Annotated in this window: 21 protein-coding genes; 13 read left to right on the forward strand and 8 right to left on the reverse strand. The window is 50.0% G+C overall.

Translation table 11 applies throughout. The features are described from left to right. Positions 1-53: 53 nt before the first annotated feature. Positions 54-710: a 2OG-Fe(II) oxygenase gene (locus I0P70_RS09145; RefSeq protein ID WP_196116923.1), complete on the reverse strand. Its 657-nt coding sequence runs from the start codon at positions 708-710 to the stop codon at positions 54-56. A 436-nt stretch (positions 711-1,146) separates the two neighbouring features. Here I0P70_RS09145 and I0P70_RS09150 point away from each other — a divergent pair, with 436 nt between their 5' ends. From I0P70_RS09150 to I0P70_RS09165, 4 genes are all read left to right on the forward strand, one after another. Next, on the forward strand, positions 1,147-3,336 hold the full coding sequence (locus tag I0P70_RS09150; RefSeq protein ID WP_196116925.1) for a prolyl oligopeptidase family protein: 2,190 nt from the start codon (positions 1,147-1,149) through the stop codon (positions 3,334-3,336). Between the two features lie 148 nt (positions 3,337-3,484). After that, positions 3,485-3,928 (forward strand): DUF5362 family protein, encoded by a 444-nt coding sequence (locus I0P70_RS09155; RefSeq protein WP_196116926.1) that lies wholly within the window; start codon positions 3,485-3,487, stop codon positions 3,926-3,928. 119 nt (positions 3,929-4,047) lie between these two features. After that, complete coding sequence (locus I0P70_RS09160; protein WP_196116929.1) at positions 4,048-4,791, forward strand: acyl-[acyl-carrier-protein] thioesterase; 744 nt, start codon at positions 4,048-4,050, stop codon at positions 4,789-4,791. A gap of 299 nt (positions 4,792-5,090) precedes the next feature. Continuing rightward, complete coding sequence (locus I0P70_RS09165; RefSeq protein WP_196116931.1) at positions 5,091-5,564, forward strand: GNAT family N-acetyltransferase; 474 nt, start codon at positions 5,091-5,093, stop codon at positions 5,562-5,564. A gap of 152 nt (positions 5,565-5,716) precedes the next feature. Here the strand turns inward: I0P70_RS09165 and I0P70_RS09170 are convergent, their stop codons facing one another. Together I0P70_RS09170 and I0P70_RS09175 are read right to left on the reverse strand one after the other, a co-directional pair. Next, the gene (locus I0P70_RS09170; RefSeq protein WP_196116933.1) at positions 5,717-6,043 is read right to left on the reverse strand and encodes a DUF4286 family protein; all 327 of its coding nucleotides are present in this window, start codon (positions 6,041-6,043) and stop codon (positions 5,717-5,719) included. A gap of 162 nt (positions 6,044-6,205) precedes the next feature. Then, on the reverse strand, positions 6,206-7,447 hold the full coding sequence (locus I0P70_RS09175) for an MFS transporter (protein WP_196116935.1): 1,242 nt from the start codon (positions 7,445-7,447) through the stop codon (positions 6,206-6,208). Positions 7,448-7,573: 126 nt separating this feature from the next. On the opposite strand from I0P70_RS09175, the gene I0P70_RS09180 reads away from it, so the two are divergent. Then, on the forward strand, positions 7,574-8,206 hold the full coding sequence (locus I0P70_RS09180; protein ID WP_196116937.1) for a YdeI/OmpD-associated family protein: 633 nt from the start codon (positions 7,574-7,576) through the stop codon (positions 8,204-8,206). A gap of 140 nt (positions 8,207-8,346) precedes the next feature. Here the strand turns inward: I0P70_RS09180 and I0P70_RS09185 are convergent, their stop codons facing one another. The 4 genes from I0P70_RS09185 to I0P70_RS09200 all read right to left on the reverse strand — a co-directional run bounded on the left by I0P70_RS09185 (position 8,347) and on the right by I0P70_RS09200 (position 12,703). Beyond that, positions 8,347-8,874 (reverse strand): hypothetical protein, encoded by a 528-nt coding sequence (locus I0P70_RS09185; protein ID WP_230392086.1) that lies wholly within the window; start codon positions 8,872-8,874, stop codon positions 8,347-8,349. Between the two features lie 271 nt (positions 8,875-9,145). Beyond that, the gene (locus tag I0P70_RS09190) at positions 9,146-9,712 is read right to left on the reverse strand and encodes a hypothetical protein (protein ID WP_196116938.1); all 567 of its coding nucleotides are present in this window, start codon (positions 9,710-9,712) and stop codon (positions 9,146-9,148) included. Between the two features lie 57 nt (positions 9,713-9,769). Further along, on the reverse strand, positions 9,770-12,139 hold the full coding sequence (locus tag I0P70_RS09195) for a TonB-dependent receptor (RefSeq protein WP_196116940.1): 2,370 nt from the start codon (positions 12,137-12,139) through the stop codon (positions 9,770-9,772). 237 nt (positions 12,140-12,376) lie between these two features. Continuing rightward, entirely contained in the window at positions 12,377-12,703 is a 327-nt protein-coding gene (locus tag I0P70_RS09200; RefSeq protein WP_196116941.1) for a hypothetical protein, read from the reverse strand. Between the two features lie 298 nt (positions 12,704-13,001). Here I0P70_RS09200 and htpG point away from each other — a divergent pair, with 298 nt between their 5' ends. Further along, the gene (gene htpG / locus I0P70_RS09205) at positions 13,002-14,825 is read left to right on the forward strand and encodes a molecular chaperone HtpG (RefSeq protein ID WP_196116943.1); all 1,824 of its coding nucleotides are present in this window, start codon (positions 13,002-13,004) and stop codon (positions 14,823-14,825) included. Positions 14,826-15,050: 225 nt separating this feature from the next. Beyond that, the gene (locus tag I0P70_RS09210) at positions 15,051-15,953 is read left to right on the forward strand and encodes a toxin-antitoxin system YwqK family antitoxin (protein ID WP_196116945.1); all 903 of its coding nucleotides are present in this window, start codon (positions 15,051-15,053) and stop codon (positions 15,951-15,953) included. Here the strand turns inward: I0P70_RS09210 and I0P70_RS09215 are convergent. After that, positions 15,950-16,312, reverse strand: a complete 363-nt coding sequence (locus I0P70_RS09215) for a YraN family protein (RefSeq protein ID WP_196116947.1) — start codon at positions 16,310-16,312, stop codon at positions 15,950-15,952. The two genes, I0P70_RS09210 and I0P70_RS09215, sit on opposite strands and share 4 nt — an antisense overlap. A gap of 147 nt (positions 16,313-16,459) precedes the next feature. Here I0P70_RS09215 and lipB point away from each other — a divergent pair, with 147 nt between their 5' ends. The 6 genes from lipB to I0P70_RS09245 all read left to right on the forward strand — a co-directional run bounded on the left by lipB (position 16,460) and on the right by I0P70_RS09245 (position 22,013). Continuing rightward, positions 16,460-17,197: a lipoyl(octanoyl) transferase LipB gene (gene lipB / locus I0P70_RS09220; RefSeq protein WP_230392087.1), complete on the forward strand. Its 738-nt coding sequence runs from the start codon at positions 16,460-16,462 to the stop codon at positions 17,195-17,197. Then, complete coding sequence (locus tag I0P70_RS09225; protein ID WP_196116949.1) at positions 17,198-17,602, forward strand: hypothetical protein; 405 nt, start codon at positions 17,198-17,200, stop codon at positions 17,600-17,602. A gap of 71 nt (positions 17,603-17,673) precedes the next feature. Next, positions 17,674-18,801, forward strand: coding sequence for a DUF4271 domain-containing protein (locus I0P70_RS09230; RefSeq protein WP_370583194.1), 1,128 nt, complete (start codon positions 17,674-17,676; stop codon positions 18,799-18,801). Positions 18,802-18,861: 60 nt separating this feature from the next. Then, entirely contained in the window at positions 18,862-19,653 is a 792-nt protein-coding gene (locus I0P70_RS09235; protein WP_007656327.1) for a uroporphyrinogen-III synthase, read from the forward strand. Between the two features lie 156 nt (positions 19,654-19,809). After that, complete coding sequence (locus I0P70_RS09240) at positions 19,810-20,769, forward strand: type IX secretion system membrane protein PorP/SprF (protein ID WP_196116950.1); 960 nt, start codon at positions 19,810-19,812, stop codon at positions 20,767-20,769. Between the two features lie 224 nt (positions 20,770-20,993). Next, a complete protein-coding gene (locus I0P70_RS09245) occupies positions 20,994-22,013 on the forward strand; it encodes an SUMF1/EgtB/PvdO family nonheme iron enzyme (protein WP_007658788.1) in 1,020 nt (339 codons plus the stop codon). Positions 22,014-22,082: the final 69 nt, after the last annotated feature.

The following is a 22,082-nucleotide window of genomic DNA, read 5'->3' on the forward strand; positions in this document are numbered from 1 at the left end:
AATCATACTTTGTCCTTCGCTGACTGGCCTTTGTCTGCCTTAAAATCCCGATCCTACAAAAACGTCAGTTCGTTCAACTGGTCCAGCATCCAGCCAGTCAGGCTGTAGCGGTGACGGTTAGCGGCGAGTACCTCGTGCGGGATGATGTCAGCACGAAAACAGGCCAGACGACCGGCAATGGGCAGCACATTCACTTCTTCTTCCGAGCCATCTTCTTTAGGCAGGTATAAGCGCAGATTACCGCCGTTCTCAGGTTGCCAATCTTCGTTCAGGTAGCAGATAAACGACAGACGCCGGTGGTCATTGGTCTGGAACTGGTCAAGGTGACGTTGGTATACAGTGCCCGGCGGGTACACTGTGAAGTGAAACTCAAAATCCTTTAGTCCCAGAAAGCAGGTGCGGTTGATGTAGCGCATCACCTCGTGCATGCGGTCCAGAAATACCTGTGTTGGCGGCAGCGCCTGCGATGGTTCTATCCAGCGGATAAAGTCGCCGCGTACCTGCTTGTCCACCGTAAACTGATCGGCGGTGCCTATACCTGCTTTTTTGAAAGTGCCCTGCTCCTGATGGTGTTGCAGTACCTCCAGCAGATTGCGTACCTCTTCGGGCTCCAGAAAATTGTCAATGATCGCATATCCCTTGTCAGACAAGCGATCGGCTATCTGTTCGAACTTCTGTAACAACTTCTCCTCTTCTACTTCTTCTATCATCTAAATCTGAATAAAAACCTTTGTATAAAAAGCCAGCAAATGTAATGCGCAGCGACATCGCTTGTATACGGTGCCCACAAAGATTTTTTGGCTGGAACCGGCTGAGAATAAAGCAAAAAGGAAAGTGCCCCTTCGCTGTGGCGCAGGCATTGTTTTCAGGAGGCATAATCGCTTTTATACTGGTGCTGTTTCAGCCTTTTGGCAGCTACTTGTGGCAGCATCCATGCAAGATCAGGGTGTAGCGCCCGACGCTGCGAACCTAACCATAACACAGGCCTGTCAGATGTGGTACTGATCCGAAACTCAAAAGCTGCTACGTCTACTAAGGCAACTTTATAGGTATAAGCGCTGTTAAACGACAGGTATAGCCTGATTCAGGTTAATTGCCTATCTTAGCTTTTCCGTAACTCAACCTTAAAATCGACGGTACTAAACAATGAAAAAATCAACTGTTCTATTGCTGGCAGGCGGCCTGACCGCTGTCTCGGCCTGCAAATCCACCCAAACCGAGAATACCGCCACTGGCATGAATACCGAAACCACGACTACAGCCCCTGCAACGCAACTCAATTACCCTGAAACCAAGAAAGTAGACCATGTAGACGATTATTTCGGCACGAAGGTAGCCGACCCGTATCGCTGGCTCGAAACCCACAACGAAGAAGTGGACCAGTGGGTAGAGGCGCAAAACAAAGTGACCTTTGATTACCTCGACGGCATCGAGTTCCGCGACCAGATCAAAGAACGTCTGACCAAGATCTGGAACTATCCAAAGTATGGCGCACCATTCAAGAAAGGTGGCAAATACTATTTCTATAAGAACGACGGTTTGCAGAACCAGAGCGTGCTATACGTGCAGAATTCCCTGGAGAGCGAGCCGAAAGTGTTCCTCGATCCGAACAAATTCTCTAACGACGGTACAGTAGCCCTTACGGCATTATCTTTCGACAAAGATGCCAAGTATGTGGCGTACGGTACGTCAAGTGGCGGTTCTGACTGGAACACCTACGAAGTGATGGAAGTGGCCACAGGCAAGAAGCTCGACGACAAAGTAGAGTGGGTGAAGTTCTCGGGCCCTAGCTGGCACAAAGACGGCTTCTTCTACAGCCGCTACGACGCCCCGACTGAAGGCAACAAACTGGCCAACAAGAACGAGTACCACAAGGTGTACTACCACAAAATAGGTACGCCACAGAGCCAAGACCAACTGGTGTATGAAGACAAAACCAAGCCGCTCCGCAACTACTATGGTCAGACCACCGACGACGAGCGCTTCCTGATTCTGAACGTGTCGGAAGGTGCCGCTGGCGCCAACGCCCTGTACTACCGCGACCTGACAGATGCGAAGTCTACTATCAAACCGATTGTAGATAGCTTTGAGTCGGAATACAATGTGGTGGACAACGTAGGTGACAAGCTGTTGGTGCGCACCAACAAGAATGCCCCACGCTACCGTTTGGTGCTGATTGATCCGAAAAAGCCGCAGGAGCAAAACTGGAAAGTAGTGGTGCCGCAGAACGAGAACGTGATGACAGGCGTGTCATTAGTAGGCGGTCGCATCATTACCTCTTATATGAAAGATGCTGCTAGCGAAGTGGTGGTATACGACACCAACGGCAAGCAGATGAACAAAGTAGAACTGCCAGCCATTGGTACAGTAGGTGGCTTCAGCGGTGAGAAAGACGATAAAGAAACCTTCTTTACCTTCACGTCATTCACGTACCCGCCAACTATCTTCCGTTACGAAGTGGCTAGCAACAAAGTAACGCTGTTCCGCAAAACCGAAGTAGACGTGGATACCGAAGCCTATGAAACGAAGCAGGTGTTCTATACCTCTAAGGACGGTACTAAAGTGCCGATGTTCATCGTGCACAAAAAAGGTCTGAAGCTGGACGGCAACAACCCGACCTATCTGTACGCTTACGGTGGCTTTAACATCTCCCTGACCCCAAGCTTTAGCATTGCCAACATGCTATGGCTCGAGAACGGCGGTGTATACGCCATGCCAAACCTGCGCGGTGGCGGTGAGTACGGCGAAGACTGGCACAAGGCAGGTATGACGCCGAACAAGCAGAACGTATTTGACGACTTCATTGCCGCAGCCGAATACCTGATCGACAACAAGTATACCTCCAGTGAGAAACTGGCCGTAGGCGGTGGCTCAAATGGTGGTTTGCTGGTAGGTGCCTTTATGACGCAACGCCCCGAGCTGGCCAAAGTAGCTGTTCCTGCTGTGGGTGTAATGGATATGCTGCGTTTCCACAAGTTCACCATCGGTTGGGCTTGGGTACCGGAATACGGCTCATCAGAAGACGAGGCACAGTTCAAAAACCTGTATACCTTCTCGCCGCTGCACAACCTCAAAGAAGGCGTGAAGTACCCAGCCACGCTGGTGAAAACAGCTGACCATGACGACCGTGTAGTGCCAGCGCACTCCTTCAAGTTCATCTCTGAACTGCAGGACAAAGGCGCCCCGGGCAACCCATACCTGATTCGCATCGATGTGCGTGCAGGTCACGGTGCTGGTAAGCCGACTTCACTCGTTATCCAGGAGTGGGCGGATACTTGGGCCTTCCTGTATAAGAACATGGGTGTGAACCCATATGCGAAGCAGCAGCAGCCATAACAGGCATAACTGATAACTGAATCACGAAAAGCCAGTGCTGCAGAAATGTGGTGCTGGCTTTTTGTTTTGTGACCTACCTCTGTTCCATTTGATTTATATGGCTGTATTCTTATATTTAGATAATCAACCAACCTTAAACAATAATTGAATGGATACAGAATTTTACAACGAGCAGCCTCAAGGGTTAAGCATTAATTTAGCGTCAAGAGATTTCTTGCAGAACACGGCGAGGTGGGGCAAGTTCTTAGCTATAGTTGGTTTTGTAGGCGTTGGCATCATGGTCCTGTTCGGGGTTATAGCCTTAACTATGGGAGCCAGCCTTGGCGGTGGAGCCATTAGTGGCACCTTCCTGAGCCTGTTCTATCTTCTGTTTGCTGCGCTTTATTTGTTGCCGGTTTTATACCTGTACAGGTTTTCGAGCAACATGCAGACTGGCCTTATGACTGAAGACGAAGAGACAATTGCAGCGTCATTCAAGAATTTAAAGTCCCTCTTTAAATTTATGGGCGTTCTTACAATCGTCTTCCTTGGATTTTATGCGCTGGCGCTGCTGGCCATGTTCTTTGGTGTCGCTATTGGCTCTTCCATTTAAATCAGCCTTTATACTAAAACAGAAAAGCACATCCCTCCGATGTGCTTTTTTTATACCGCTACCTCCTGGCCCCCTCCCTGATTCTTGCGTACCTTGCAACACGAACTATCCTACACGCTATGAAATCAGTAACCGGGCAAAGCGAGTTTACCGTGCGCTCCACCGAAACCGATCAAAACGGACAGGCGACCTTACCAGCGCTGGTCGGGTACATGCAGGAAGCTGCTTGGGACAACACAGCGACCATGGGCATCTCCATGTACGAGCTGCTGGAACAAGGCCTGACCTGGGTGCTGCAGCGCATGCGCGTCGAGATGTTCCGCTACCCCCGGCACCGTGAAAAGATTACGGTCGAAACCTGGGCCTCTGGCCGGGAGCGCGTGTTTCTGCACCGCGACTTCAGGGTATACAGCGCCGACCGCGAGCTGCTGGGGCAGGCGACGAGTGTGTGGCTGGTGATGGATGTGGTGAAGCGCCAAATGGTGTCTGTGCCCGATTTCATAACAGCTGTGGAAGTAGTGCCTGGTGAGGAGCCATTGCCTTTTGCCAAAGGGAAACTGCCGCAGCTGGATCAGATCAGGTATGAGGAGCAAATGCCTGTCCGCTGGCACGACATCGACCTGAACCGCCACGTCACCAACACCCGCTACCTGCAATGGGTGCTGGAAACCTTATCAACTGAAATACTCACAACGCAGCAGCTACAGGAAATCGACATTATCTTCAAAGCGGAAAGTACGCTCGGCGATACTGTGCTCGCCACAGCAGGACCAGCGGAGGAGGCCGATACGTTTCTGCACAAACTCACGAGCATCGATTCAGGCAAAGAACTGGTTCAGGCGAGAACTAAGTTTGGGAGTTGAGGAGTTTGAGGGGTGAGGAGGTTTAAAGTTAAAATTTCGACTAAATTGCAACAGCCGTTACGCAACATACCTCACAGTGTTTCCCAAACCTGTGAGCGTCTGTGCTAACTGCAGCGCTATACCTGGGTTTATGTCTTGTGCTGCCCAAGTATGGCAGTCTGGTATACTTGTTTCGAACGGAAGCGCTTCGTAGCAACAAAACACTCATAGGTCTGAAAGACACTGTGAGGTCAGCGCTTAACTACAGCATAATCAATCCTGAAAATCTTCACTAATACTCAAAATCCTGATTCAGACAAATGCTAAACATCAGAAAAGGAACCATAGATGACCTGCCACAGGTACACAATTTAATTAAAGAGTTGGCGGTATATGAAAAAGCGCCAGACGAAGTGACCAACACACTGGAGGATATGCATTGGGATGGCTTTGGGGAGAATCCGATCTTTAAATTCTTTGTGGCTGAAACAGAAGAGGGCATCGTAGGTATAGCGCTTTACTACATCGCCTATTCCACGTGGAAAGGAAAGATGCTGTTTCTGGAAGACCTGATTGTGACCGAACGCCAGCGCCGCAGTGGCATTGGCAAGATGCTGTTCAACGCCGTAGCCCGTGAGGCGAAGGAGATAGATGCCAAGCGCATGAAGTGGCAGGTACTGGACTGGAACGAACCAGCAATAGCTTTCTATAGGAAAATAGGTGCCAACCTCGACGGCGAGTGGATAAACTGCAACATGACCGAAGAGCAGATCAAAGCTTACACCGCGGACTAAGGTATAGCGTGACTCAGGCGACCTGCAAAAGCATAAATGCAGCAAGGCCGGCAATGATTATGCCCTGCGCGAACACTTACCAACTCAGCTAAATAAGAACAGGCCCGCGCTCAGGTATAGCACGGGCCTGTTTGCTGATAAGATGGATTGATTTACTGATCTTTCTCCACATCCTGGCCTACAATCTCCAGCAAAGAGCGGAAAGCCACAAATTTTTCCGGATAGCGATTCAGCACCTTGGCTTGCAACCCCGGGGCATGGTCGCGCTGGTACTCCTCCAAGTCTTCCAGGTTGCGGCAGGTGTACTGTACGGCATAGGTAGTGCCGCCATTGTCTTCCTCGTGCAGCAGGCGGGCAATTTGATTGTTAAGGAAATAGCCTGTTGCCATTACTTCCGGTATGTGCGTGCTCTTCATCCAGTCTAGCCACTCTTCGGCCACACTGTTGTCGATGTTGATAGTTACGTTGTATATAATCATACTCAAAATTACGATTTCGGCAGCTTTTTGTAAGGTATAGCGCTGAAAATTTGCTGAAATGCTTAACCTGTGAGAGCAGCAAAAGGCAGACAGTAACACATGTGGCAAGGTATACCTGCAGCCTCAAATACTCTTCAGCTTAATGCTTGATAATGCCAGCGATTACAGCGGCTCCATGTAATTCAGGTCTTTGCCATAGGTTTCATCCAGCGTCAGGATAGAGTAGATGGCAATGACCAGGCAGAGCACGGCCAGTAGTATGGCGCCCGGTACCAGTCCGACACCGTCTTTGAGATAAGTAAAGGCAATGGTGAGTGGCACGACTGCTCCCCGTACAAAGTTAGGCACCGTGGTAGTTACCGTAGCCCGGATATTGGTGCCGAACTGCTCTGCTGCTATGGTCACAAACACGGCCCAGTATCCCCCGGCAAAGCCTAACGCCACACACAAGGTATAGAAGGCTGTCAGGCTGAACTCCCTGCCCAAAAGGTACACGCCAATGAAAATGCCGGTGAGCAGCAGGAATGCCAGCACAATGTTTCGTCGGCTCTGGAAGCGCTGGCTCAGGAAGCCGCTGGCAAAATCGCCGAACACGAGGCCGAGATAGCAGAAGGAAACAGCCCGCGCCGCCGACACTGTGTCTTTCACACCCAAGGCCACCCCAAACTCAGGCGAGAAGGTAATGAGGATGCCTACCACATACCAGATCGGCACCCCGATCAGGATACACTTGAGGTACTTCCAGAAACGTTTGGCATTGGTAAAGAGCGACAGAAAATTGCCGCGTGTCACATTGGTCTGCTTCAGGTTGTTGAACATGCCCGACTCGTATACCCCAACACGCAGCAGAAGCAACAGCATGCCTAGTCCACCACCGATGAAATAAGCCGTGCGCCATCCAAAGTATTCGCCGACTATACCTGCCAGTATGGCTCCTGATATCCCAATGGTGGCTACTACCATGGTGCCATAGCCGCGCTTCTCCTTCGGCAGCACCTCTGATACCAGCGTAATACCTGCGCCCAACTCTCCGGCCAGTCCCACGCCCGCGACAAAGCGCAGCACCGCATACATGGGTATAGTGGTTACAAAGCCGTTGAGGATATTGGCGATGGAATAGAGAAAGATTGAGCCGAAAAGCACCGATAGCCTTCCCTTCTTATCGCCCAGCACACCCCAGGCTATACCGCCCAGCAGCATACCGGCCATTTGCATGTTCAGTAGCATCACGCCGTCTTCCAGTAGGGCGGTAGGGTCCGTTACACCCAGCGACTGCAAGCTGGGTATACGCACAATGCTGAAAAGCACGAGGTCGTATATGTCGACAAAGTAGCCCAGGGCCGCTACAATAACAGCCGTGTTGAAAAGGTAGTGTTTTTGAGGAGATGATTTCAGGGTGGGCATAAGGTTCAGGTTATGACAGCTTTAAATATAGCGTTTTGCTGATAATTGTGAAAGACCTGGCCGTGGAGGTATAATCTTTTGACGATTTCCCTTAGATTAGTGTGTTCGATCTAATCAGAAACTAGCATGCAGGATATAGCCAGGAAATTAAATTTAAAAGTAGGATGGCAGGTGCTGGTGCTCAATGCGCAGGCAGGTATAGTTGAAGCACTGCAGAGCCAGGGCATGACCACCCATACTTCTCCCGAAAAAGGCGTGGAGTACGATGCGGTGCAGGTGTTTGCCACTAATAGCAAGGAGCTAAGCTACTATATACCTTTGGCTGTGCCGTCGCTCAAGCACAATGGCATGCTGTGGGTAGCTTATCCAAAGAAATCATCAGGAATAAAGTCGGACCTGAACCGAGACAATGGCTGGGAGTCAGTGTCAGAACTGGGCTACGCTCCTGTCCGGCAGGTAGCGGTGGACGATACCTGGTCTTCACTGCGTTTTAAGCACGAGTCGGAGCGAAGTGCTCCTTCTAAATTTGGAGTAGATGCCCCAGGTATAGACCGCAAGAGCAGAACAGTGGAAGTTCCGCAGGACCTGCGTGAGGCACTGGAGTCAGCCGGGTTGCTGGAGACTTTCGAAAAGCTGGCCTTTACGCACCGCAAGGAGCATGTGCTGGCCATACAGGAAGCCAAGCGCCCCGAGACAAGAGCCAACCGTATCGGCAAAACCATTCAGATGCTGATGGGACAACAACTGCTCGGCCGTTAAAGCAGGTATAGTAGTCCTGTGCACGACAATGCGGAGCCTCGCTGCGGATTAGCTGCGTAGCTTAAGAAGAGTCAAAAAACAAAAGACCGCAGCAGGATACACCTGTTGCGGTCTTTTTTATGCTTTTTTATCGCAGCAACTTAGTTTGCCACGATCACATTAAAATCAACATCAATGTCTGTGCTGCCAGCAGTGGTGTTAGTGCCTGTCTTCAAGCCGCCCGGCTGGTGCTTCAGCACCACTTTCAGTTTGCCGTTGCCAGTACCTGCGCCGGTTGTCACAGTCGACTCCAGCCCTACAGGACGGTTGTTCTGGTCCATGTCTGTGATGGCTACGTTCACAGTGGCATTGCTGCCTGCATCAGGCGTAAAGGTATATACAAGCAAGTGCTCGTCACGCTCATTGCGGATTTCGGCAGTCATATCAGCTACTGGCGTCTTGCTTTCATCGGCTAATGTCACCACGGCAGTATACTCTGTGCCCGGTCTTAGCGTGAGGGGAGCATTCTGAACCTGGGTACCTGTTATCGTGCTGATAGTAGCTTCTGCATCCTGGCCTTTACCTGTTGGTGTTAGCGAGATCGTGACAGCAGTGATTACCTCTTCTTCTTCATCCGGACCTGGTTGGTCATCGTCTTTGCATGAAGTGGTAAACAATAAGGTTCCCATTAACAGAAAAGCCATATACGGCCTCAATAGCTTGTTCATAAGTAATGAATTTCGTTGTAATAGATATAAATTAGAACTTAAATATATAGCCTTTTGGCCAAATATACGACAGTTTTGTAAGAATAGCCTTGTTGGTCTATGCCTAATATCCCGATTACGCCAATTCAGCTCAGCTTGTTATTGCCTGTGCACTTATGGTAAAAAATCGTGGCGAATCAAGAGTAAATAAGAACAGGCACCCATCTGAATGCCTGTTCTAAGTAGGTTCTTCTTACTGTAGTGTAATGTTGAATTGCACATCCGCATCGGTGCCGCCTGTGCTGATGTTGCTGTTATCTGTCTTTAAGCCGCCCGGTTGGTGCTTGAGCACTACCCGCAGTTTACCTGCTTGCGGATTTGAAGATGTCTGGATAGTGTTCTCCAGGCCAATTGGGCGGCCATTGCTGTCGCGGTCTGTAGTCGTCACGGTAAGCAGTGTGGCTGGTGATGGCTCAAAGAAGAACTGGTGCTCGCTACCCTTCTCCCTGATCTCTGCTGTCAGATCTTCTTCGTGATGCGACTCATCCATCAGCGTGATGGTGGTGTTATACACCTTGCCTGCCTGTAACATCACGTTTTCCGGAGTATACACAGGAGCTTGTCCACCATCACCATCCAGGTCACGGTAAGTGGCTGTTACGGCCTGGCCGCCATCCTGCGGTGTCATGGTGAGCATCACAGTCGTGATCAGCTCTTCTTCGTGGTCATGCGGTTCATGGTCGTGGTCGTCGCAAGAGGTGAAAGCTACAAGTGATCCGAAAAGTGCTAGTGTCAAGTATGGTCTGAATATTTTGTTCATGATAAAAAGTCTTTTTTGGGTTTGAAATGAAAAGTTGAACGATAAAGCCGAAATAGGCTAGCGGCCACTGAAGTTGAGCGGAAGTTTCACGCGGAACAGCAGCATGCGCCCCATATCGTCAGTAAAGTACCTGAAGCGGTTCAGGTAGTCGCGGTAAGCGGTATTGAGCAGGTTGCTGCCCGTAATACCCAGCTCCACAGGCTGTCGCCCGAAGTGTACCGTAGTGCCTGCCTCCAGGTTGAGCAGGAAGTAGCCCGCTGGCGGGGCCATGTAATCCTGCTCGGCCACGGTAGGCACGCGGGTTTGCTCGGCCACATAGGTGCCACCCAGCGCAAAATAAGTATCGCTGGTATTGCCTATACCTGCCAAGCGATCCGTGTCGAAGCGTAGCATGTTGTTATACCTGTCCGCTGGCACACCCACCAGGTGGTCGTTCAGGTCCAGGTTTCGGGCACGTACTATAGAAGTGCGCGACTCCAGGTATAGCTGCGGTGTGAAGCGATACTCCAGGTCCAGATCTATACCTCTGAAGATGGCATCCGCCTGCTTGTACTCAAACGTCGGGAAGGCCCCGCGAATGGTGAGTGTCGGCGGCTGCACCGGTGCCAGGTAGATATAGTCGTTGATGAAGTTGTTGTACACGCTCAGCTTGCCGTTCAGGCGCTGGTTGCCATAGTAGGTCACGGAAGCCTCAAAGTTGTAGGCCTGCTCGGAGTTCAGGTCGCGGTTGCCGCGCTCGTAACTGGCAGAGCCATGGTGTACCCCGTCACTGAACAGCTCGTTTGCCCCCGGCGCCCGCCAGGCTGAGGTAGCACTCAAGCCGAATGTGAGGTGGTAGCCTACGTCATACAAAGCACCCAAGGTACCCGAAACGTTGTGGAACTGGTACTCCGGCCGGATAATGTCAGAGTTTCGCTCCCGCTTCGTGATATTGAGTTTCTTGTAATCGTAACGCAGCCCGCCTTCGAGTTGCAACCTGTCTTTGCGCCACTTCTCCGTTACAAAAGCTCCCGCCGTGAAATTGCGGAAGAAAGGAATGAAGTAGCGCCCCTTGTAGGTATTGTTCTGGTAAATCGTATTAATGCCCATAGCACCTGTAAAGTTACCTACCGGCGCGTGCTCCCACACGGCCTCGGTCGTATGGGTAGTAATATCCAGTGTCAGCTCCGGGGCGGCGCTCGATGCACGGTGCAGGTCGTACTCCTGGCGGACGTTACGCTGCAAGCCATACACGAATTCCAGTCTGCCCGCATTGCCCGTATCCCAGTAGGCTTTGGTTTTGAGCAAATGGTGACTCACGTCCTGGTATGGGCGATCGATGGTATAGGTAAAGTCGTAACTGGTCTGCTCGGGCCGCTCCCGCCCGATAGCATTCTCCAGATCTGTCAGATTCCCGATGTGCGATGCCTTGAGAATACCCAGCTTCGTGTTGAACTGGCTGTAATAAACCTCCGCTCCATAGTTTTCCTTCTTATACCCAAGTGCTCCCGAGAAATTCAGCTCCTGAAAGCCTGTGTTCTGCATGTAATAGTCGGCTGTGCGGGCATTGCCGGCACGCTTTGCCGTACCCTGCAGGCGCCAGCTCAAAGCAGGTATTCTGGCAGGCTTGCCTTCTACAGTAGCCGAAACAGCTCCCTGGCGATTGTTGGTAGACCCCAGTAGGTTTAGCTCACCGCTCACGCCAGCTGTGTCGGGCAGCGCCTTTGGCTCCACGAGCACCACTCCGCCAATGGCGTCGGCACCGTAGCGCACGCCGGCAGCTCCTTTCACCACCTTCAGCTCAGAAGCCACAAAAGGGTCGATCTCCGGTGCATGCTCAGCCCCCCATTGCTGTCCTTCGTGGCGTACGCCATTGTTGAGCATCAGAATGCGGTTGCTGTGCAAGCCGTGGATAACAGGCTTCGAGATGGTTGGGCCGGTCTGCATAGTAGACACTCCCGAGAGGTTTTGCAACGACTCCGCCAGCGAAAGGCCGCGTGTCGTCTCCAGTTCCCGCCCGGAAAGCGTTCCCGTAGACTGCGCCTCCTCAGTCAGGCGCTCTCCCGTGATCAACACTTGATTGAGCTGCCGCGCATCGATGTGCAGTGTGAGGTTGCGTACCGTAGAGGTGGTCATGCGGAGCGTAGGCCGCTCCATCACATAGCCGATATAAGTGACCTTGAGGGTATAGCTACCCCGGCACAGGTGATGAAAATGGTAATTGCCGTATTCGTCCGACAAAGTGCCACGCTGCAGCTCTTCTATATAAATAGTAGCGCCAATGAGTGGCTCCCGGGTGTCATGGTCCAGCACCTTACCTGAGAGGGTAAGGCCGCAGTCCTGCTCCGGGTTTTCGCCGTCCAGGTATAGCTGCCCCTGCGCCACCGCCATAGGAGCCATGAGGAGTAGCTGCCACAAGAGCACGATTATGAATTTGGATCTATACACAGTTTGTGTAAAGTTTAGGTATAAGGTGTTGGCTACAGCCTGCCGCTAACCCGCCAACTGAAAAGCAGCCACAGGTATAGGTACAGCCATAATGCCAGAAAAATAAATAACAGGAATACCAGAAGACAGTACCTGATGCCGATAAGAAAACAGCAGGTATGCTATACTGATAAGCCAGTCTGAAAACAGATGTCGGGAGAGGCGACATGCCGTAAGACTGGAAAGAGAGCGGAAGGTTTAGCCAAGTGCGGGCGGGCCGCGAAGTTTGAGGCGGGCAAAAGAATCAAAAGCCGAATGGTGGGTATACCGAGCTGTATACTCCGGCAGCATAATAGGAGCCCTGAAGGTATAGACGATGGCAGCGCTCTGGTAAGGCGCCCCAAATAGATCTTCTACCGGACAGTGGCTGTGCTTTTTCTCAACATGCGCATTTTTCTGGTCGCCTGGATGCGCATGCTCGGTGTGGGCATGGCTGTGCAGGCTAAGCAGCAACTGATCCGGCACCATGGCGCGCGTGAACAGCAGCAACAGAAAGAGGGCGATATATGTCGTGAAACGGTACACCTAAAGCATGGCTTTAAAACAAAGATAGGACTTTTTTGCCAATGTTGCATGTACGCACAAATGCGCTGCTAGTTAAGTTATGCCTGGGCTATCACTAAAAATATGCCAAAACAGCCCAAGGCTATACCCGAAATAGTCGCACAGAGCCAGTTTTCTGCCATCATGTCACAATTGAGCGGCGAAGTTTTCTGTGGAACAGGATTTGAAAGCGCTTGAGCAGGAATACCGGTTTCCTTTTTTAAAGGCACCGATTCAGAAGACATCACTTATTAAAATATAGATTTTAAAAGTATAGCACATGGAAGAAAGAGGTAATATTTCGATTCACACCGAAAACATTTTCCCGATCATCAAGAAGTTCCTTTACTCTGACCACGAGATATTTCTGCGTGAGCTGGTGAGTAATGCCGTGGACGCCACCCAAAAAATGAAGCGCTTGTCCGCCATCGGCGAGTACAAAGGCGACCTGGGCGAGCTGAAAGTAGTCGTGAAAGTGGACAAAGACGCCCGCACCATCACTATCTCCGACAACGGTATCGGTATGACGGCAGAGGAGATCAAGAAGTACATCAACCAGATCGCCTTCTCAGGCGCTACCGAGTTTGTGGAGCGCTACAAAGACGCCGGCGAGCAGAACCAGATTATCGGTCAGTTCGGTCTGGGCTTCTACTCCGCCTTTATGGTGGCCGACCGTGTAGAGATCGTTACCAAGTCTTACAAAGACGAAACTGAGTCAGCACACTGGACCTGCGACGGTAGTACCGAGTTTGCCATTGCCCCAGCACACAAAGAAGACCGCGGTACAAACGTGATCCTAAATGTGGCTTCCGATTCAGAAGAATTCTTGGAGACAGCCCGCATTCGTACCATTCTCGATAAATACTGCAAGTTCCTGCCGGTACCGGTGGAGTTTGAGGGTGAGATCATCAACAACCCAAATCCGATCTGGACAAAACAACCATCGGAACTGACAGACGAGGACTACAAGAACTTCTACAAGGAGCTATACCCGTTCTCGGAGGCGCCACTGTTCTGGATTCATCTGAACGTGGACTATCCGTTTAACCTGACCGGTATCCTTTACTTCCCGAAACTGAAGAACGATTTTGAGATTCAGCGCAACAAGATTCAGCTTTACTCCAAGCAGGTGTTCATTACCGACGAGGTAAAAGACGTAGTGCCGGAGTTTCTGATGCTGCTGCACGGTGTGATCGACTCGCCGGACATTCCGCTGAACGTGAGCCGCTCTTTCCTGCAGGCCGACTCCAACGTGAAGAAGATCAACACTTACATCACGAAGAAGGTAGCCGACAAGCTGAACGAGATCTTCAAGAAAGATCGCGAGACCTTTGAGAAGAACTGGGACGACATCAACGTATTCATCAAGTACGGCATGCTGAGCGACGATAAGTTCTATGAGAAAGCCAAGGACTTTGTGCTGCTCCAGAACACCGAAGGCAAGTACTATACCCTGGAAGAGTACAAAGCCCTTACGCAGGCAAACCAGACCGACAAGAATGGCCAGCTGGTGATGCTCTATACCACTGATTCCGACAAGCAGCACGCCTTTGTAGAAGCCGCTCAGAACCGTAGCTACGACGTACTCAAGCTGGACTCCATCATCGACAGTCACTTTATCGGTATGTTGGAGCAGAAGCTGGAGAAAACCTCGCTCAAGCGTGTAGACTCTGAGACAATCGGCAAGCTGATTGAGAAAGACGAAGCGAATGATAGCGTGCTGAGCGATACTGAGAAGGAAGACCTGAAGAAGATCTACGAAACGGCTATCAACAACCAGAACATGCAGGTAGAAGTAGCACCGATGGCTACAGATGATGCACCGGTGATCATTACCTTGCCAGAGTTCATGCGCCGCATGAAGGATATGAGCAAGAGCGGCGGGGGCGGTATGATGTTCATGGGTAACATGCCAGATACTTACAACGTGACCATCAACGCGAACCACAGCATCAACCAGCGCATCCTGAAAGCGAAGGACGACAACAAGGAGCGCATTGCCCGTCAGGCCTTTGACCTGGCCCTGCTGTCTCAGAACATGCTTTCCGGCTCGGCCCTGACTGCCTTCGTGAAACGCAGCGTGGACCTGATCGACAAAGAGTAAGATTACCTTTTCATAATTACACTTAACAGTATAAAAGCGGCACCCAACTGGGCGCCGCTTTTGTTTTGTAGTAGCTTAATTTGTGAACTAAGCCGCCCGGCGAAAAGTTATAGGGGCTAAACTCATTGGCGAGTTGGCCGGTATATGATTTTTAAGCATATTTACGTTGCTTAGATAAGGTTCTGTCAACTCACCATTCAAAGCGCTTTGATTCAAACTTATACCATGAAGCACCTTCTTCATCTTGTCTGGCTTGGTTTTTTGCTGATTGTGGGGCTTGCAGGCTGTAAGCCAAAGGCCTATAACAGCGACTATAACCTGAGCCGTGCCGCCCTGAAGCAGAGTGCCAAAGCCGAAGCCATCGCTCTGGCCGATACCGCCAGGCCTTCTGTGCAGATAGGCGATTCCCTGGCAAACGAAGAGGAAAAGCAACCCAAAAAGCGCAAGAAGAAAGCTGACAAACGCTATTTTATGGGCGATAGAGTAGCTCGTGGCTTTGTGAAGTCAGGTGGACGTGGCGACCGGGAGGTGGTCGAGTCTTTCAGCTACTTGGTTGAGTTTCAGCAGCCAGACCCTTATGCACCCGAAAAATACTACTACGATACCAAGCGACGAAAACTCTACAAGACACGCGGCGAATTAAATCCTGAGCAGCACAAAGTACTCCACGGACCTTACAAAAAAGAGCAGGGCGGTGAAGTCGTGGAAGAGGGCTACTTTTATGCAGGTACCAAGCACCTGCGCTGGGAGCGCTACAACCGTGACGGTATATTATTAGCAAAAGAGCACTTTGAGAAAGGCTTCCTGCGTGATGCCGTGGTGAAATACTACGAAGGAACTAAGAAGATAAAAGAAGTGATTCCTTATGCCTATGGTGAGGTGCAGGGGACTTATTACCGCTTCTACGAAAATGGTCAGCTGGAATGGATGGGGCAGTACCAGAAGGGGCGCAAAGTAGGCCTCTGGGTGAAGCACTTCGATTTTAGAGCCCGCCGCCAATACGAGTACCAGTACCCCAAAACGCCTTACGAACCGCAGTCAGAGCCATACCTGGTCAAGCAATACGATCGCCATGGCACACTTATATTTGAGAAAGATAAGCTGGACAAGCGGGCTTCAGCGCGTTAGTGAAAGGCATCTTCAATGTGGAACAGCTCCGGCGGGTTGCTCATCGTGATCGCAATGATATCGAAGCGAATGTCTTCCTGCCAGCCTGTTTTTAAGATGTATGAGTCAGCTGCGTTGAGAATCATCCGCTGCTTTCGCCGGTTCACAAACTCCTCCGGATAACCAAAATCATCATTCGTCCGGGTTTTCACTTCTACAAACACCAATGTATCGTTTTGGCGGGCAATGATGTCAATCTCGGCTTTGCCCATACGTAGGTTGCGCTGCAGGATGCGATAGCCTTTCTGGTGCAGCAGGTCACAGGCCAGGTCTTCGCCGTTGGCCCCGGTAGAGAGATGAGGTGCTTGCGGGGTCGTCATAAGAGCTTTAAACTTATAATAGCGGCAGGTGGTTTTACAGGTACTGCCCAAGTTGCCGTTTGCGTATACCCCCAGACGGCCGTATCTTTGTCTAAAACTAGAGGTATAGCGTACCCGCCAGCATCATATTTGGCTTTGAGCTATACCTTGAAAGAAGGGAGAAAAGACGTGTCACAGAACAAAACCATACAATTTGAGCACCTGGGGCTGATTGACTACAAAGAGGCCTGGGACTACCAGGATAAGCTCTTTACAGGTATACTGGAGATGAAGGCCCGTAACCGCACGGCCGCTCCCGAAGCGCAGGAGGTAACGCCTAACTATCTGCTTTTCTGCTCACATCCGCATGTCTATACCTTGGGCAAGAGCGGGCACGAGTCCAATTTGCTTATAAATGAAGAAGGGCTGAAGGCGAAAGGTGCTACTTTCTATAAGATCAACCGTGGCGGCGATATTACTTACCATGGCCCGGGGCAGATCGTGGGCTATCCTATTCTGGACCTCGACAACTTCTTTACCGATATTCACAAATACCTGCGCTTCTTGGAAGAGGCGATTATCCTGACTTTGAAGGATTACGGGATAGAAGCGGGCCGTATACCTGGCCTCACCGGCGTGTGGCTGGACCATGTGGAGCAGAAGAATCCGCGCAAGATCTGCGCCATGGGTGTGAAGTGCAGCCGATGGGTAACCATGCACGGTTTCGCTTTTAACATCAACACCGATTTAGATTATTTTAATAACATCGTACCTTGCGGTATTACTGACAAGCAGGTAACGTCGCTGGCAAAAGAGCTGGGCCGCGAATTGCCGATGGCAGAGGTAGAGGAAAAGCTACTGGGCCACCTGGCTACTCTGTTCGAGGCAGGCATTACAAAAGATTAAATGAAGAAAGATATTGATTTTACTCCGGTTCAGGGTGTGGCTGTGGCCATTGCTTTCACAGGCGAGTTGCCAGAAGAGCGCACCTGGAACGTGTACCTGATCAACAACAACAGTGTGGCACTCGAAAATGTGTTTGTCACATCCAAAGGCTATGGCACTATAGAAGACGAAGAAGTAAAGACTTCCGTGCTGCGACACATGTTTGAGCGTGTAGAGGCCAAGAGCTTTGTACAGGTGGAGGTGATCGACCCGTCCGTGTTCAAGCTCAACAACGAGTATTGGGTAAGCTACTACATCGACGGCAAGATCTATGACAAGCGCTTTGTGTTCGTGCCCGATTCCATTACCGACGAGCACCTGATTGACATCAGCATGCTACAAATGCAGGGTGTGCTGCATTCTTAAGGTATAGCTTCTCCAATTTTTTCACCCAGACCGTGTATTTCACAAACCGCATAAGATATAGCTTCGGGCTTGTGCTGCTGTTAATGGCGCTGACCTGGCCATTGCAGGCGCAGGTGCTGCCGCTGGAGCAGAAGAACACCCTGAACGGGAACTGGCAGGTATACGATGCCGGATCCAGTGACCTGGTGCCCTATGCCACCACTCTGCATGGCGGATACAGTGCGGTGCACCAGTGGGTGACCATGGCGCCCTCTAAGCCATTTGTGATAGAATTTACTGCCCAAAAGGACCTGTGTCTGTTTTTGAACAACCAGTTGATCTTCACGGCGGATTCCACTTCCAACTATACCTTTGACCTGGCCACGTGGAACAAGCGGGTGAAGCCTGTGAATGGCCGCTATCTTTTGTCAGTGTGGCATCCGTCGCAGCACCCCAATGTAGGGTCGTTCCGCAACCGGGTGCAGGCAGAGCGAAACGATAACGAAACAATGCAGGGGAGCTTCTCGGTGCGGCTGCGGGAGTATGTCAATCAGAATGCATTTATCATTTTCATGCTGCTGATCGGCTTGCTGTACGGTAGCCTTAAAACTACTTTCCCTTCTGACTTCCAAGCCGTATTCGGGGTGCAATCCTTCTGGCGCACAAGGTCTCTGGATGAAGGGATTCTGACCAAGCCGCTTGGTACCTGGTCAGGAGTGTTGTTTATTGTTGCTTTTTCGATGTCCATGGCGTTGCTAATAGCGGCTATTCATACCAATGTGCAGCATGTGCGCATCTTTAACCGTCTTTTTCCGGTGTCTGAGTCCGATATCACGACCAAAATCCTGTTCTATACCTTCCTAATTTTCGCTGTCATCCTGCTAAAGTACCTTTTCCTGAAAGTGATGGGTTATATTTTTGGGTTGGAGCAGATTGTGCAGGTTCAATTCAGTGAGTTTCTGCGTTCTCTGTTGTTTTTGGGCCTTTTTCTACCGGTGGTCATGCTGCTATACCTTTCGCTTAACCAAGTGGCTCCTGACACCGTGCTCACGGTTTCGAGTATGGCGGTACTCTTGTTGCTGGTAATCACGATTATTCGTGTGTTTGTGACAGTAAATAAGCAGACTTCTGTGATAAATTTGCATTTATTTTCTTACCTTTGCGCCACAGAAGTGATTCCGTTGGCCATCATGCTGAAGTTTATCGTGTTTAACTTTTAAAAACACAAATTGAGGGCTTCAGTGTACGGCTTAAATTATAAAAACAGACTTCCATACTCTATGGCTGAAAGTAAAGAAAAGGCTTGGGCAAATCCTGAAAGACACAGTATTCCGATCAAGAGTATACTCGTAACGCAACCACAGCCTACTACCGACAACTCTCCTTATCTCTCGATAGCAGAAAAGTACGGCATCAAGGTTGATTTCAGGGCGTTTATTGAGGTAGAGCCTGTTTCCTACAAAGAGTTTCGCAAGGATAAGGTGGACATTCTGTCGCACACGGCTGTAATTTTCACCAGCCGCAACGCAGTAGACCACTTTTTCAGAATTTGCCAGGAGAGCAAGATCGAAATGCCGGCAGATATGAAGTACTTCTGTATCTCTGACCAGACGGCCTACTACCTGCAGAAATACATCACTCTGCGCAAGCGTAAGTTGTTTGTAGGCGAGAAAACGGCCAAGGATCTCTTTGAGGTGATCAAGAAGCACAAGAACGAGAAGTTCCTGTACCCTTGCTCTAACATACGCAAAGACGATATCCCGGGCTTCCTGAAAACAAATAAGATCAAGCACACAGAGGCGGTTATCTACAAGACAGTAGCAGCCGACCTGTCGGATCTGGACGATGTGACCTATGATTGCATCGCCTTCTTTAGTCCTTCAGGCATCAGCTCGCTGTTTATCAACTTCCCTGACTTTAAGCAGAACAATACCCGCATAGCAGCTTTTGGGCCAACCACGGCCAAGGCAGTGCGCGATGCCGGTCTGGAGCTTGACATTGAGGCACCAATGCCGAACGCACCATCCATGACGGGAGCGATCGAGGTGTACATCCAGAACCAAAAGAAATAAATCAGGCTTTTAAACAGGCAGGATTAAAACAGTAAAACGCAAAAGCAAGTAGAATCAACCATCTGCTTGCTTTTGCGTTTTACTGTTTAATATATATATTTGGTTCAACTCTGGCTCTTTAACGTCCAGTTAACGCATGCTTAGCTGCAACATTCTATGAAAAAGATTATACCTGCCGTTTTGTTGCTGTTTATCTGCCACCTGAACTCCTGGGCTCAGCAGCAGCCTCAGTTTACCCATTACGGATTCAACGGCATGTATATCAGTCCGGCTTACGCAGGTATAACCAACCGCCCTGAAATACAATCGATCTACCGCTACCAGTGGCTGAATTACGACGCCTCCTTCGATGATGGCGGTTCGCCGCGCACATTGCTCCTGACCGCCCATACCCCGGTGCGGCTTTTGAAGGGCGGCGTAGGTCTCACACTCGTTCAAGATCAGATCGCAAACACCCGCATCCAGCAAGCCGCCATCTCCTACTCCTTCCACCTGAATGTGGGCGAAGGCAAGTTGGGTATAGGTGTGCAGGGTAATATAAATAATATAAGAAAAGGCAGCTACCGGTTCATTGACGAAGGCGACCCGAACATCCCATTCAACAGCTCCGATTCCAAATTTGACATGGGAGGCGGCCTTTGGTATGAGTCAGAACGCTTCTACGCAGGCGCTGGCGTCACCAATCTGCTGCGCTCCAGCTACCAGTTTATGGACGTTGATAACACAGGAGGCGGCCGCGTAGTAGGCGAAAACCATATCTACCTGACAGGAGGCTACCATTTGCCGCTTACCAACCAGCTGGTACTTACTCCTACAGCCCTCTTAAAGCATGATACAGAGACATTTTCGTTTGATGCAGGCGCCCGCATAACATTTGATGAAAAATATTGGGGCGGATTGAATTTTCGGCATCAGGAAGCTGTTAGTGCGCTTGTGGGTATAGCGATGTTACAGGATAACGCGCTGCGGGTAGGATATGCATTAGATCTCACAACATTTAATAAAGTGGCCAAAGCCCCAACATCACATGAAGTGATGGTTTCCTATCGATTACCTGAGCCTGTTGTTCGGTTCAGGCCGCCAGTGCGAACCCCTCGCTATAATTTCACTAAATAAATTTTCATGATATTGTATTTATCACTGAAAAGCTGTATTCTTGAAAAAATACAGTTAAATAATTTTAATATGGTACAATAAATCTTGATATAGTACCGTTAAAAAATTATTAATAGTGAGAAATTTAATTGTTTTTGTTTTATTTCTAATTCTCAATATATTTGCTACACCAGAAATAGTGTGCATAAATAATTGCTAAAAAATTTACTTTTTCCAAAGTCATCATGAACAAACTATTAAAGCTGTCTTCCTTCGCTTTGGCGGTGGTACTGCTTGCGAGTTGTGGGTTAAGAAGAGGACCGCAAGGCGACCTAGTAGGCGCAGAGGATCGACCAGACTACAATCCACAAGCTGTACCTTACGGCATGGTTGCCTGCCCGGGCGGAACCTTCCATATGGGCCAGGCTGATCAGGATATAGCGGCAACTATGGCGAACCTGAACAAGCAGGTAACAATAGGCGGCTTCTATATGGACGAAACCGAGATTACGAACAACGAATACCGTCAGTTCATTGAAGTAATGGTCAATGACTCGATCGATATTCTGGGCGAAGACTTTGTGATGACAAGCCTGTATCCGGACACAACTGTTTGGGTGCGTGACTTCACTTACCACATGGGTGACCCCTTGATGGAATACTATTTTTCTCACCCTGCATTTGATGAATATCCGGTGGTAGGTGTGAACTGGTTTGCTGCCAAGTATTTCTCTGATTGGAGAACGAAGCATAAGAACCAGGCCAACGCTGATAACGGAATGGCCCCAATGCCGAAATTCCGTCTGCCATCTGAGGCTGAGTGGGAATACGCTGCCAGAGGCGGTCGCGATATGGCAACTTACCCTTGGGGTGGTCCATACCTGCGCAATGCCAAAGGCTGTTTGCTAGCTAACTTTAAGCCAGGTCGTGGTGATTACTACAGCGATGGCTTTACCTATACAGCTCCTGTAGCTCAGTTCTTCCCGAACGACTTTGGTCTGTATGACATGGCCGGTAACGTAGCGGAGTGGTGCGAAGATGCCTACGCTGATGCTACTGTTCCGATTACCTGGGACTTGAACCCGGTTTACTATGATGATAACGAGCCTCGCAAAGTAGTAAGAGGCGGCTCTTGGAAAGATATTGCATACTTCCTTGAAACTGGCACCCGTAACTTCGAATATCAGGACTCAGCCAGATCGTATATCGGTTTCCGTAACGCGATGATCTACCTGGGACGTTCTTCAGGAAGAGAGTTCAGATAGTCAATAGAAGTGTTCTTTACAGTTAAAAACTAAACAATTTAATACCCAATCGTTCACATTTAATTTTTG

Origin of the sequence: Pontibacter sp. FD36 (assembly GCF_015686655.1) — a bacterium.
Taxonomy (GTDB): domain Bacteria; phylum Bacteroidota; class Bacteroidia; order Cytophagales; family Hymenobacteraceae; genus Pontibacter.